The organism is Pseudomonas sp. HN2-3 (assembly GCF_020691745.1).
Taxonomy (GTDB): Bacteria; Pseudomonadota; Gammaproteobacteria; order Pseudomonadales; family Pseudomonadaceae; genus Aquipseudomonas; species Aquipseudomonas capeferrum.
In genome coordinates, this window is sequence record NZ_CP085704.1 from 706,719 (window position 1) to 718,513 (window position 11,795).

Consider the following 11,795-nt stretch of genomic DNA (forward strand, 5'->3'; position numbering starts at 1 on the left):
CATGCAAATCAAACTCGCCAACCCTCGCGGTTTTTGCGCGGGGGTCGACCGGGCGATCGAGATCGTCAACCGTGCCCTGGAAGTCTTCGGCCCGCCGATCTACGTGCGCCATGAAGTGGTGCACAACAAGTTCGTGGTCGAAGACCTGCGCAACCGCGGTGCCATCTTCGTCGAAGAGCTGGACCAGGTGCCGGATGACGTCATCGTCATCTTCAGTGCCCATGGTGTTTCCCAGTCCGTGCGCCAGGAAGCCGCTGGGCGTGGCCTGAAGGTGTTCGACGCCACCTGCCCGTTGGTGACCAAGGTGCACATCGAAGTCGCCAAGTACAGCCGCGACGGGCGTGAGTGCATTCTCATCGGCCACGAGGGGCACCCGGAAGTCGAAGGCACCATGGGGCAATACGACGCCAGCAACGGCGGCGCCATCTACCTTGTCGAAGACGAGGACGATGTCGCCAAGCTGCAGGTGCGCGACCCGGACCACCTGGCCTTCGTCACCCAGACCACGCTGTCGATGGATGACACCAGCCGTGTCATCGATGCCCTGCGTGCGCGCTTCCCGAACATCGGTGGGCCGCGCAAGGACGACATCTGCTACGCCACCCAGAACCGCCAGGATGCGGTCAAGCAACTGGCCGGTGAGTGTGATGTGGTGCTGGTGGTCGGTAGCCCGAACAGCTCCAACTCCAACCGCCTGCGTGAACTGGCTGAGCGCATGAGCACCCCGGCCTATCTGATCGACGGTGCCGAGGACCTGCAACGTGCCTGGTTCGATGACGCAGCCCGCATCGGCATCACAGCGGGTGCTTCGGCCCCCGAAGTGCTGGTGCGCGGCGTGATCGAGCAGCTCAGGGCCTGGGGCGCCACCGGCGCAGAAGAGCTGGATGGGCGCGAGGAGAACATCACGTTCTCCATGCCCAAAGAGCTACGGGTTCGCTCGCTGATCTGATCAGGAACCTGCGCACAAGGGCTCAAACAGTTCATCTGTGCGCAGGCTGAGCCTGCCGCTGGTCGCCAGTACCACCCGGTACTGGCTGGCCGCTGCGCCAGCCTGGCAGATATGCAATGTGCCACCTAGCAAGTTGGCGTTGCGCCCCTGCGGCACGCCCAATGCGCTGAACTTCACCTGCTCTGCGGTATTCGCGACAATCCTCAGAGGCCTTACCAGGCGCTGCTCGCGTAGAACCTGCTGATTGTGCGCTAGCATCACGCGCCAGCCCTTGCCCCAATCACTTTCCAACGGCAGCACCAGCACCGCCTGGCCTTGCAGCAACGCGTGGCTGCGCGCGCTGCGCAATGCTTGCACCAGGTCGCGCGCTGCGGCTGCCCTGTGTAAGTCGTCGGAGAGGCCGTTGTAGGCCGGCATCCCCAGTTGTATCAGAACGGCCGCCATGGCCAGCGCCAACATCATTTGTATCAGTGTTGCACCCTGTTGCCGCACCGTGCATTTCTCCCTGGAAGTGCTTCGCTTCAGCTTCAAGGTCGCCGGGCAATTGATCCAGTCGCCCAGTGAGTAATCAGTTGCAGGAAAAGTCGCAGGGGGCGCAGGGATGCGAGCGATGGAAGGGGGCATGACGCTGCTCGAGGTATTACTGGCCATGGTGGTGGTGGCGGTGGGCATGTTTGCCGCTGGCGCCTTGCAGGTGCGCGCACTGCAGGCAACCGACAGTGCGCGGCACGACGCGCAGGCCGCCTTGTTGGCGCACACCCGGCAGGAACGGGCCAGGGCCGCAGGCGAGCCGAAGGCGCAGCCATGAGCCGCACGCAAGGCGGCTTCGGTTTGATCGAGGGGGTGCTGGCGCTCGCCATCGGTTTGCTGCTGCTGGCAGCGGCCAGCCAATTGTTCGTGTCTGCCCATGACACTTGGCGCCTGCAGGGCGCGGCCGCACGCTTGCAGGCTGATGCCCGCCTGGCGTTGCAGCGCATGGCCCAAGACATTCGCATGGCCGGCATGTTCGGCTGCCTGCGCCTGCAGCCCGACGACTTCACCGACCCGCTAGCCCTTCAAGCCTTCGCCCAGCCCCTGCAGGTGGGCGCGAACAGCCTGAGCCTGGTAGTGGCCGAGCTGCCCGGGCACACCGGTGCCCCGGACTGGACGCTGCTGACCAACTGCATCGACGAGGCTCACGTGCACAGCGGGCGAGTTGATGGCAGCCAGCACCCCTTGGCAATCCCCATAAGCCAGTACCTCTATGTGCTGGATGGCACGACCTTGCGGTTCCGGCGGCGAGGGGCTAGCCAGCCGCTGGTCGACCATGTGCGTGAGATGCGTGTGGCGTTTGTCGAGGCGCCGCAAGGTGGGCGGGTGGATGTGCACCTGACGCTGTTCGAGCCCACCCTGGGTATCGAGCAGCAGCATGCCTTGAGCGTGGCGCTGCGCAATCCGCTGGCCGGCCCATGAAGCGCCAGCGCGGTGTGGTGTTGCTGTTGGCACTGGTGCTGAGCTTGCTGCTTGGCTTGCTTGCGGCCTCGGCCCTGCGCGATGCGCTGGTGGAGACCCGCATGGCTGGCTTGTGGCGTGACGGTTTCGAGGCACTCGAGCAAGCCGAGCAGGCATTGCTGGCAGGTGCCGCCCAGCTACAACTGTCACCGCCCCCAGCGTGCCAGCCCTGCCAACCACCACCGCGGCCGCATGACTTGCAGGGCAACTGGCAGGGCACCGCAAGCGGCTTCTTCCAGGTGCAGAACCTTGGCCAAAGTGACCGTGCCGCGCACCTGCCCGAGGGCCAGCAGGCCACCTTGTTCAGGGTGACCGCCGTCAGCCGGAAAGCCCGGTCGCGCCATGTACTGGAAGCGGTTTATGCGCTGTCAGGTGATGAGGTGCGGCGCATCCTTTGGCGGCAGCGATTGAGGGAACCCTGACATGCAGCAAGGCCTGAGCCTTATCGAGTTGTTGATTGTCGTGGCCGTGACCGGCATTCTGGCAGCCATTGCCTACCCCAGTTACAGCGAGCAGCTTCGGCGCGCCGCACGCAGCGAAGTGGTCGGTCTGCTGCAGGATGCCGCCCTACGCCTGGAGCGCCATCGCGTTCGCACCGGCCAATACGCCGAAGGCGACCCGGCACTGCCCAGCGGCAACCGTTACTACAGCCTGCACGCCCAGCGCGACAGCGACACCTTCTTGTTGCTCGCCCGCAGGCTGCCGCATGGGCTGATGGCGCAGGACCGCTGCGGTGACTTTCAGCTCGATCATGCAGGCGTGCACAGCAACCTGGGCAGCCTGGACAGCAGCGAGCAGTGCTGGGGAAGCTGAAGCATGAATGGTGCCCGGTGCATCGCGGTTTTACTTCAGGTGTTTGGATCGACAGATGAGCAAGCAAGTAGTGGTGGTCGGCGGCGGGGTTATCGGCCTGCTGACGGCGTTCAACCTGGCGGCGCACGTCGGGCAGGTGGTGGTGTGTGACCAGGGCGAGGTCGGGCGAGAGTCGTCCTGGGCGGGCGGCGGCATCGTCTCGCCGCTGTACCCTTGGCGCTACAGTCCGGCAGTGACCGCCCTCGCGCATTGGTCGCAGGACTTCTACCCACAGCTGGGCGAGCACCTGTTCGCCAGCACGGGTATTGACCCAGAAGTCCACACCACCGGCTTGTACTGGCTCGATCTGGACGACGAGGCCGAAGCGCTGGCCTGGGCGGCACGCGAGGGGCGGCCACTGAGTGCCGTGGATATCTCGGCGGCCTATGACGCGGTGCCGATACTGGGCCCGGGCTTCAAGCACGCCATCTACATGGCGGGCGTGGCCAACGTGCGTAACCCGCGGCTGGTCAAGTCGCTGAAGGCTGCATTGCTGGCATTGCCCAACGTGACCTTGCGCGAGCACTGCCAGATCACCGGCTTTGTTCAGGACGCTGGGCGTGTGACTGGCGTGCAGACGGCGGACGGTGTGCTGCAGGCCGATGACGTGGTGCTCAGTGCTGGCGCCTGGAGTGGCGACCTGCTGCGCACGCTTGGCCTTGAGCTGCCGGTGGCGCCGGTGAAGGGGCAGATGATTCTGTTCAAGTGCGCCGAGGACTTCTTGCCGAGCATGGTGCTGGCCAAGGGGCGCTATGCGATCCCGCGCCGTGACGGGCATATTCTGGTGGGCAGCACGCTGGAGCATGCCGGCTACGACAAGACCCCGACCGAGGATGCGCTGGCGAGCCTCAAGGCTTCGGCGCTAGAGCTGTTGCCGCAGCTCAAGGATGCCTCGGTGGTCGGGCATTGGGCGGGGCTGCGGCCGGGGTCGCCTGAAGGTATCCCGTATATTGGGCCGGTGCCGGGGCATGACGGGTTGTGGTTGAACTGCGGGCATTACCGTAATGGGTTGGTGCTGGCGCCGGCTTCGTGCCAGTTGTTTACTGACTTGCTGACGGGGGGGGCGCCGATCATTGATCCGGCGCCGTATGCGCCGGCGGGGCGTTTGGGCTGAGATTGCCGGGCCCGCTTGGCGGGCCTTTCGCGACGCAAGGCCGCTCCTACAGGGGCGGGATCATTCAGCTTTCACGCCACTATCGGCGCCTGCAAATGCCGGCTCGGATAGTGCTGCTCATACACCTTGCACACCCGCAGCACCTGCTCATCGGCAAACCGCCCGGCGACCACCTGCAACCCCACTGGCAACCCTTCGCGGGTAAACCCGCACGGCACCGAGGCCGCCGGTTGCTGGGTCAAGTTGAACGGGTAGCTGAACGGCGTCCATTCCATCCACTGCGCCATCCCCGAACCGGGCGGCACGTCATGCCCCGCCTCGAACGCCACCCGTGGCAGCATCGGTGACACCAGCACGTCGTAACGCTGGTGAAAGGCATTCATCCGCGCAATCAGCTCAGCCCGTGCTTCCAGCGCTTGGGTGTACTCGCTCAGGCCAACCCGCGCCCCTTGCTCGGCTATCCCGCGCAGCCCTGGGTCGAGCAGTGCCCGCTGTTCATCGCCAAAGGCACTGGCCAGCCGCGCCGCGCCGGCGAACCACAGGGTATTGAAGGTTTCCAACGGGTCAGCAAAGCCCGGGTCGACTTCCTCCACCTGCGCCCCCAGCCGGGCCAAGCGTTGCACCGCTTGCGCGACCAGTGCCTGAACCTGCGGGTCGACCTGCACGTAGCCGAAGTCGGTGCTGAAGGCGATGCGCAAACCGCTGAGGTCCTGGCCCTCGCCCAGCCATGGTGCCTGCCGGGGTGCCCCGGCCAGCCCGTCGCGGGCATCCGGGCGGGCTACGCAGTCGAGCATCAGCACTGCGTCGTCGACAGTCCGGGTCATTGGCCCGAGGTGCGACAGCACGGTCATGGCGCTGGCCGGCCATTGCGGCACGTAGCCGAAAGTGGGCTTGATGCCGAAGGTGCCGGTAAAGGCACAAGGAATACGGATCGAGCCACCGGCATCACTGCCCTGGTGCAGCACGCCCAGGTTCAGCGCGGCCGCCGCCGCCGCGCCACCGGAGGAGCCACCTGCCGTCAGGCGGGTATCCCAGGGGTTGCGGGTGATGCCGTAAAGCGGGTTGTCGGTTACCCCCTTCCAGCCAAACTCCGGCGTCGTGGTCTTGCCGATCAGCACCGCACCGGCTTCGCGCATGAATGCAGTGAAGGGCGCATCGACGTCCCACGGGCCTGCGCCGCTGGTGGTGCGGGAACCCTTGCGCGTGGGCATGCCACGGGTCAGGGTCAGGTCCTTGATCGACGCGGGCACACCGTCCAGGCGGCCACAAGGTTCGCCGCGTTGCCAGCGTTGTTCGCTGGCGCGGGCGGCGGCGCGGGCGCCTTCACCGTCCACGTGGCAGTAGGCGTTGACCGCTGGGTTGTGCTGGTCGATGCGCGCCAGTACATCGTCGATCACCTCGACCGGCGACAGCTTCCGGCGCTGGTACAGTTCAAGCAGTTCGACGGCGGTGAATTCGCCGATGGCAGTCTTGCTGGTCATCTCAATGCGCTCCCTGATTGGCGGCCTGGAACATGGCGCGCAGCAATACGTCGCAGCCGTCGGCCAGGTCCTGGGGCGCGGCGTTTTCGATTTCGTTGTGGCTGATGCCGCCTTCGCACGGCACGAAAATCATCCCGGCCGGGCCCAACTCGGCCAGGAAGATGGCGTCGTGGCCGGCGCCGCTGACGATGTCCATATGGCTCAGGCCCAGCTCGCGTGCGCCCTGGCGCACGGCATCGACGCACTGCTCGGCGAAGTACAGGGGCGGGAAGTCGGCCGTCGGCGTCAGTTCGAAACGCAGCCCGTGCCGTGCCGAGCTGGCTTCGATCACCTCCCGTACCTCGGCGACCATGGCGGCCAGGTGGGTGGGGTCGAGGTGGCGCAGGTCGAGGGTCATGTGCACCTGGCCCGGGATCACATTGCGCGACCCCGGGTGCAGGGTCAGGCAGCCCACCGTGCCGCAGGCATGCGGCTGATGGGCGTGGGCCACACGGTTGACCGCCGCGACCACTTCAGCGGCGCCAACCAGCGCGTCCTTGCGCAGGTGCATCGGGGTGGGCCCGGCGTGGGCTTCGACGCCCGTCAGCACCAGGTCGAACCATTTCTGCCCCAGGCAGCCCTGGACCACGCCGATGGTGGTGCGCTGGTCTTCCAGCACCGGGCCCTGTTCGATGTGCGCTTCGAAATAGGCGCCCACGGCATGCCCGGTGGGCACGCGCGGGCCGGCATAGCCGATACGGGCCAGCTCGGCACCTACCGACAAGCCCTGGTCATCGACCTTGTCCAAGGTGTCCTGCAGGCCGAACTTACCGGCGAACACCCCCGAGCCCATCATGCACGGCGGGAAGCGCGAACCTTCCTCGTTGGTCCACACCACCACTTCCAGGGGCGCCTCGGTGGTCAGTTGTAGGTCGTTGAGGGTGCGGATCACCTCCAGCCCGGCCATTACCCCGTAGCAACCGTCGAACTTGCCGCCGGTAGGCTGAGTGTCGATATGGCTGCCGGTCATGACCGGCGGCAAGGCCGGGTTTCGCCCTGGGCGGCGGGCAAAGATGTTGCCGATGGCGTCGATGCTGACGGTGCAGCCGGCCTCGGTGCACCAGCGCACGAACAGGTCGCGGGCCTGGCGGTCGAGGTCGGTCAGCGCCAGGCGGCACACGCCACCCTTGGCGGTGGCGCCGAGTTGGGCCAGGTCCATCAATGATTGCCAGAGGCGCTCGCGGCTGACCTGTGCGCCTTGGCCGAGCAGGTGCTGCGAGGGGTCGATGCGGGTATTCATGGGCATTCTCCTTTCAGGCGCTCAGGGCCAGGTAGCGGTTCTTGATGCTTGGGTCGTCGCGGAACTGCGCGGCGCTGCCCTGGTAGGCCACACGGCCTTGTTCGAGTACGTAGTGGCGGTCGGCGAGGGCGTCGCAGACCATCAGGTTCTGCTCCACCAGCAGGATCGACAGGCCTTCACCCTTGATCCGCCGCAGGATCTTCACCAACTCGTCGACAATCACCGGGGCCAGGCCTTCGGTGGGTTCATCGAGAATCAGCAGCTTGGGGCCGTTGAGCAGGGCGCGGGCGATGGCCAGCATCTGCTGCTCACCGCCAGAGAGGGCGAAGCCGCCGTTGCGCCGCCGCTCTTTAAGGCGCGGGAACATGCTGTAGACGTCTTCGAGCTGCCAACGGCTGCCCTTGCGCACGGCGATCTTCAGGTTCTCTTCGACGCTGAGCTGGCGGAAGATGCCGCGATGCTCGGGTACCAGGGCGATGCCCTGGCGGGCAATGTCGAAGATTTCGCGGCCGACCAGTTGCTGGCCGTCGAAACTGATCTGCCCCTGACGAGGGCGCACGATGCCGAGGATGCTGCGCAAGGTGGTGGTCTTGCCGGCGCCGTTACGGCCCAGCAAGGTCACCAGCTCGCCGTCCCCGACCTGTAGCGAAACCCCTTCGAGCACGTGGCTTTTGTCGTAGTACGAATGGATCGATTCGACGTTGAGCATCAGGCGGCCTCTCCAAGGTAGGCGGTGCGCACGCGCTCGTCGTTGCGCACCTGTTCAGGGGTGCCCTCGACCAGGATCTGGCCGTGGCTCATGACGGTAATGCGCTGGCTGATCGACATGACGATGCTCATGTTGTGCTCGATCAGTAGCACGGTATGGTCGCGGCCCAGGTCGCTGATCAGGTCGGTCATCACCGGGATATCGTCGATGCCCATGCCCGAGGTGGGCTCATCGAGCATCAGCAGGGTCGGTTTGGCACAGATCGACATGCCCACTTCCAGTACCCGCTGCTGGCCGTGCGACAGCTCGCCGGCCAGGGTCTCGGCGCGGGCCGTGAGCTTCAGGCGTTCGAGCACCTGGTCGGCGGTGTTCCAGTGGCTGCGCTTGTGCTCCACGCTGCGCCAGAAGTTCAGCGCGCCCAGGCCGTCGCGGCCCTGGGCGGCCAGGCGCAGGTTTTCGCGTACCGACAGGTTCTGGAACAGGCTGGTGAGCTGGAACGAGCGCGCCATGCCCAGTGCCACCCGGCCGTGGGACGGCTTGCGGATGATGTCGCGGTCGTTGAAGAGGATCTTGCCCGCGGTGGCCTGGCGCTCGCCGGTCAAGCAGTGGAACAGGCTGGTCTTGCCGGCGCCGTTGGGGCCGATGACGGTGTGGATGGTGCCGGCGCGGACTTTCAGGTCGACGCCTGCAACCGCCTTGAACGGCCCGTAGGCCAGCTCCAGGTTGCGGGTTTCCAGCAGGTAATCGCTCATCACAAGGTCTCCTTGGTCTTGGCCGGGGCCTTGTCATCGGCCGTACGCGACGCCAGCAAGCGCTTGCCGAGTGCCGCCAGCCCGCCCCACAAACCACCGCGCATGAACACCACCACCAGGATCAGAATCGCCCCCAGCAGCATCAGCCAGCGTGGCCACAGCTCCGACAGCACATCGCCCAGCACCACGATGGCGCCAGCCCCCAGCAGCGAGCCGAACAGCGAGCCGGTGCCGCCGACGATGGTCATGATCAGGATGTTTTCGCTCATCATCAGGTCGATGTTCGACAGCGGTGCGAAGTGCAGCAGCATCGCGTACAGCGCCCCGGCGATGCCGGTGATGGCGCCAGACAGCATGAACACCAGGATCTTGAAGTGGCGCGTGTCGTAGCCGATGGCGGCGGCGCGGGTTTCGTTCTCGCGGATCGCCAGCAGGGTGCTGCCGAACGGCGAACGGATCACCCGCAGGGCACCGGCGAAGATCAGCAGGAACAGCACCGCGACGAACACATAGAAGTGCCGAGGGTCGGCTAGGTCGACCAGCACGTGGCCGGCGATTTCGATGTTGGGCCGCGGCACGTCGAGCAGGCCGTTGTCACCGCCGGTCCAGCCGCTGAGGGTGTAGGCCAGGAAGTAGGCCATCTGGCTGAACGCCAGGGTCAGCATGACGAAGTAGATGCCTGTGCGGCGGATGGCCAGGGCGCCCACCAACAGCGCCAAGAAGGCACCGAACACCGCTGCGCCGAACAAGGCGCCGAGCATGCCCCACTTCAGGTGGATCATCAGCAGCGCCGCACCATAGGCGCCCACGCCGAAGAAGATGCCCTGGCCGAACGACAACAGGCCGGTGTAGCCGAGCAGCAGGTTGCAGGCCAGCGCCGCCAAGGCAAAGATCAGGATCTCGGTGGCCAGGGTGGCTGACGGCAAGATCAGCGGCAACGCCACCAGGCTGGCGAGTACCAGCAACAGCAGGGCAGGCGTGCGGCCAAGGCCCAGGGGCAATGCAGTTTTATTGCTCATCGTCATGCTCTCCCGAACAGGCCATAGGGACGAACCAGGATCACCGCCGCCATGGCGCCGTAGATCATCAGGCTGGCGCCTTGCGGCCAGAGGCTGCTCATCATGCTTTGCACCACCCCCACCAACAGCCCGCCGACCAGCGCACCGCCGAACGAGCCCATGCCGCCGATCACCACCACCACGAAGGCGATGCCGAGGATTTCCGGGCCGACGAAGGGCTGCGCGCCACGCAGCGGTGCAAACAGCACGCCCGCCACGCCGGCCAGGCCCACGCCCAGGGCGAAGGTCAGGGAGAACAGGCGGAAGATATTGGTGCCCAGCAGCGAAACGGTTTCGGTACTTTCGCTACCCGCGCGGACCAGCGCGCCGAAGCGGGTGCGCTCCAGCAGCAGCCACAGGCCCAGGCCGATCAGCGCGGCGAAACCGATGAGGAACAGGCGGTAGTACGGGTAGATGAAATCACCGAGGATCAGCACCCCGCGCAGCTCCGGTGGCACGGCGATGTTCTTGCCCACCGGGCCCCAGATCAGCACCGAGGCCTCCTGGATGATCAGCGCGATGCCCAGGGTGACGAGGATCTGGAAGGTGTGCGGCAAGTGGTAGATGCGTTTGATCAGCAGGCGCTCGACCGCCCAGGCCAGCGCCGCCACCGCCAGTGGGGCAATCAGCAGCGCCAGCCAGAAGTTGCCGGTAATCGCCACGGCGGTGTAGCACAGGTAGGCGCCCAGCAAGAAGAACGCGCCGTGGGCGAAGTTGACGAAGTTGAGCAGGCCGAAAATGATCGTCAGGCCCACGGCGATGAGGAAGTAGATCATCCCCAGGCCCAGGCCATTAAGCAGTTGGAACAGGTACAAATCGAGCATGAGTGTGCCCTCGACAGCGCGTGGTGCGGCTGCCTGTACGAGTGGTTTTGACTAACGCCGCGGCTTCAGGCCAGGGCGCAACCGGTGTGGTCGACTTCGATGAACGAGCGGCCGGCGCTGATGATTTCGGCCAGGTCGTCCTCGTCGCGCATCTGCGCCTGGGGCTTGCCGCGCAACAGGTAGTAGTCCTTGAGCACCTGGTGGTCGCCCGGGCGGATCAGCTCTTCGCCGGTCGGGCCCTGGAAGCGCATGCCCTGCAAGGCGGCACAGACGCTGGCGCCGTCCAGGCTGCCGGCTTTGGTAATGGCATCGAGCATCACCTTGGTGCCGATGTAGTCGGCCGCCAACGGGTAGTTGGGGTTGATGCCGTAGGCCTTGCGGGTGGCGGCGACCAGCTGTTTGTTGAGTGGCGTGTCGACCTGGTGCCAGTACTGCGCGCCCAGGTACACACCTTCGAGCACGTCGCTGCCCAGCTCCTGGAATTGGTCGAGCCCGGCCGACCACACCAGCAGCACCTTCATGCGGTCCTTGATGCCGAAGTTCACCGCCTGGCGCAGCGCGTTGGACGACTGGCTGCCAAAGTTAAGCAGCACCAGCACGTCGGGTTTGGCGGCGATGGCGTTGGTCAGGTAACCGGAAAACTCCTGCTCTTGCAGCGAGTGGTAGCTGTTGCCGATGTGCTCCACGCCCAACTCGGCGAACACCTTGCGGGCGTTTTCCAGCAACGCATCACCGAACACGTATTGCGGGGTGATGGTGTACCAGCGCTTGGCCTGCGGCAGTTGGCGGATCATCGGCACCAGCGTTTCGCGGATGGCGCCATAGGTGGGTACCGACCAGCGGAAGGTCGAGGCGTTGCAGTCCTTGCCGGTGATTTCGTCGGCGCCGACCGGCGTCATGAACACGCCGCCGGCCTTGTGGATTTCCTTCGATACCGCCAACGCCGAGGACGACAGCGTGCAGCCCTGGAAAAAGCGCGCGCCATCCTGGCCAATGGCTTCCTGTACCTTGCGCACCGCCTTGCCGGCGTTGCCTTCGGTATCGATGACTTTGTACTTGAGCGGGCGCCCGAGTAGCTGCGGGTACTCGGCGATGGCCAGGCGCGACCCCATGTCGGCGTACTTGCCGTAACTGGCGAAGGGGCCAGACATGGACTTGAGCCCGTAGAAGGTCAGCGGTTCGTCGGCGAATGCCCGGTGCGCTCCCAACGGGAGGCTACCTAGGGCACCCAGGGCAAGGCCTGCCTTGAGCAGGGTACGTCTTTGCATGAGTAACTCCTTGGTTGT

14 protein-coding genes are annotated in these 11,795 nt (G+C 65.6%); 6 read left to right on the top strand and 8 right to left on the bottom strand.

Translation table 11 applies throughout. From position 1 onward, the window contains the following. The first annotated feature begins 1 nt into the window (after position 1). Complete coding sequence (ispH, locus tag LJX93_RS03180) at positions 2 to 949, top strand: 4-hydroxy-3-methylbut-2-enyl diphosphate reductase (protein WP_033701460.1); 948 nt, start codon at positions 2 to 4, stop codon at positions 947 to 949. On the opposite strand, the gene LJX93_RS03185 is transcribed toward ispH, so the two are convergent. Next, positions 950 to 1,441, bottom strand: coding sequence for a GspH/FimT family pseudopilin (locus LJX93_RS03185; RefSeq protein WP_033701458.1), 492 nt, complete (start codon positions 1,439 to 1,441; stop codon positions 950 to 952). A gap of 109 nt (positions 1,442 to 1,550) precedes the next feature. Here LJX93_RS03185 and LJX93_RS03190 point away from each other — a divergent pair, with 109 nt between their 5' ends. Genes LJX93_RS03190 through thiO form a run of 5 tightly spaced genes read left to right on the top strand, consistent with a single transcriptional unit; the run spans position 1,551 to position 4,406 of the window. Then, positions 1,551 to 1,757 carry a prepilin-type N-terminal cleavage/methylation domain-containing protein gene (locus tag LJX93_RS03190; protein WP_033701457.1) on the top strand — a complete coding sequence of 69 codons (207 nt, stop codon included), beginning with the start codon at positions 1,551 to 1,553 and terminating at the stop codon, positions 1,755 to 1,757. Further along, positions 1,754 to 2,401, top strand: coding sequence for a PilW family protein (locus LJX93_RS03195; protein WP_033701456.1), 648 nt, complete (start codon positions 1,754 to 1,756; stop codon positions 2,399 to 2,401). The genes LJX93_RS03190 and LJX93_RS03195 overlap by 4 nt, the downstream gene beginning before the upstream one ends. Further along, the gene (locus LJX93_RS03200) at positions 2,398 to 2,862 is read left to right on the top strand and encodes a hypothetical protein (protein WP_227696745.1); all 465 of its coding nucleotides are present in this window, start codon (positions 2,398 to 2,400) and stop codon (positions 2,860 to 2,862) included. Before LJX93_RS03195 ends, LJX93_RS03200 begins: the two co-directional genes overlap by 4 nt. Before the next feature lies 1 nt (position 2,863). Next, entirely contained in the window at positions 2,864 to 3,253 is a 390-nt protein-coding gene (locus LJX93_RS03205; protein ID WP_033701454.1) for a type IV pilin protein, read from the top strand. 55 nt (positions 3,254 to 3,308) lie between these two features. Next, positions 3,309 to 4,406, top strand: a complete 1,098-nt coding sequence (thiO, locus tag LJX93_RS03210) for a glycine oxidase ThiO (protein WP_156310583.1) — start codon at positions 3,309 to 3,311, stop codon at positions 4,404 to 4,406. Positions 4,407 to 4,477: 71 nt separating this feature from the next. Here thiO and LJX93_RS03215 read toward each other — a convergent pair whose 3' ends face one another. From LJX93_RS03215 to LJX93_RS03245, 7 genes are all read right to left on the bottom strand, one after another. Then, entirely contained in the window at positions 4,478 to 5,887 is a 1,410-nt protein-coding gene (locus LJX93_RS03215; RefSeq protein ID WP_227696746.1) for an amidase, read from the bottom strand. Position 5,888: 1 nt separating this feature from the next. Beyond that, entirely contained in the window at positions 5,889 to 7,166 is a 1,278-nt protein-coding gene (locus tag LJX93_RS03220; protein WP_047582836.1) for a Zn-dependent hydrolase, read from the bottom strand. A 13-nt stretch (positions 7,167 to 7,179) separates the two neighbouring features. Continuing rightward, positions 7,180 to 7,875 (bottom strand): ABC transporter ATP-binding protein, encoded by a 696-nt coding sequence (locus LJX93_RS03225; RefSeq protein ID WP_186660615.1) that lies wholly within the window; start codon positions 7,873 to 7,875, stop codon positions 7,180 to 7,182. Then, entirely contained in the window at positions 7,875 to 8,627 is a 753-nt protein-coding gene (locus LJX93_RS03230; protein ID WP_033701448.1) for an ABC transporter ATP-binding protein, read from the bottom strand. The genes LJX93_RS03225 and LJX93_RS03230 overlap by 1 nt, the downstream gene beginning before the upstream one ends. After that, entirely contained in the window at positions 8,627 to 9,646 is a 1,020-nt protein-coding gene (locus LJX93_RS03235) for a branched-chain amino acid ABC transporter permease (protein ID WP_047582834.1), read from the bottom strand. The genes LJX93_RS03230 and LJX93_RS03235 overlap by 1 nt, the downstream gene beginning before the upstream one ends. A 2-nt stretch (positions 9,647 to 9,648) precedes the next feature. After that, a complete protein-coding gene (locus LJX93_RS03240; protein WP_033701444.1) occupies positions 9,649 to 10,509 on the bottom strand; it encodes a branched-chain amino acid ABC transporter permease in 861 nt (286 codons plus the stop codon). Positions 10,510 to 10,574: 65 nt separating this feature from the next. Further along, complete coding sequence (locus LJX93_RS03245; protein WP_033701443.1) at positions 10,575 to 11,777, bottom strand: ABC transporter substrate-binding protein; 1,203 nt, start codon at positions 11,775 to 11,777, stop codon at positions 10,575 to 10,577. Between the last annotated feature and the right edge of the window lie 18 nt (positions 11,778 to 11,795).

What these genes read in the sequence shown, in the direction of transcription:
- ispH (WP_033701460.1), top strand. Translation starts at nt 2, where the DNA reads ATGCAAATCAAACTCGCCAACCCTCGCGGTTTTTGCGCGGGGGTCGAC.
- LJX93_RS03190 (WP_033701457.1), top strand. Translation starts at nt 1,551, where the DNA reads ATGCGAGCGATGGAAGGGGGCATGACGCTGCTCGAGGTATTACTGGCC.
- LJX93_RS03195 (WP_033701456.1), top strand. Translation starts at nt 1,754, where the DNA reads ATGAGCCGCACGCAAGGCGGCTTCGGTTTGATCGAGGGGGTGCTGGCG.
- LJX93_RS03200 (WP_227696745.1), top strand. Translation starts at nt 2,398, where the DNA reads ATGAAGCGCCAGCGCGGTGTGGTGTTGCTGTTGGCACTGGTGCTGAGC.
- LJX93_RS03205 (WP_033701454.1), top strand. Translation starts at nt 2,864, where the DNA reads ATGCAGCAAGGCCTGAGCCTTATCGAGTTGTTGATTGTCGTGGCCGTG.
- thiO (WP_156310583.1), top strand. Translation starts at nt 3,309, where the DNA reads ATGAGCAAGCAAGTAGTGGTGGTCGGCGGCGGGGTTATCGGCCTGCTG.
- LJX93_RS03215 (WP_227696746.1), bottom strand. Translation starts at nt 5,887, where the DNA reads ATGACCAGCAAGACTGCCATCGGCGAATTCACCGCCGTCGAACTGCTT.
- LJX93_RS03220 (WP_047582836.1), bottom strand. Translation starts at nt 7,166, where the DNA reads ATGAATACCCGCATCGACCCCTCGCAGCACCTGCTCGGCCAAGGCGCA.
- LJX93_RS03225 (WP_186660615.1), bottom strand. Translation starts at nt 7,875, where the DNA reads ATGCTCAACGTCGAATCGATCCATTCGTACTACGACAAAAGCCACGTG.
- LJX93_RS03230 (WP_033701448.1), bottom strand. Translation starts at nt 8,627, where the DNA reads ATGAGCGATTACCTGCTGGAAACCCGCAACCTGGAGCTGGCCTACGGG.
- LJX93_RS03235 (WP_047582834.1), bottom strand. Translation starts at nt 9,646, where the DNA reads ATGAGCAATAAAACTGCATTGCCCCTGGGCCTTGGCCGCACGCCTGCC.
- LJX93_RS03240 (WP_033701444.1), bottom strand. Translation starts at nt 10,509, where the DNA reads ATGCTCGATTTGTACCTGTTCCAACTGCTTAATGGCCTGGGCCTGGGG.
- LJX93_RS03245 (WP_033701443.1), bottom strand. Translation starts at nt 11,777, where the DNA reads ATGCAAAGACGTACCCTGCTCAAGGCAGGCCTTGCCCTGGGTGCCCTA.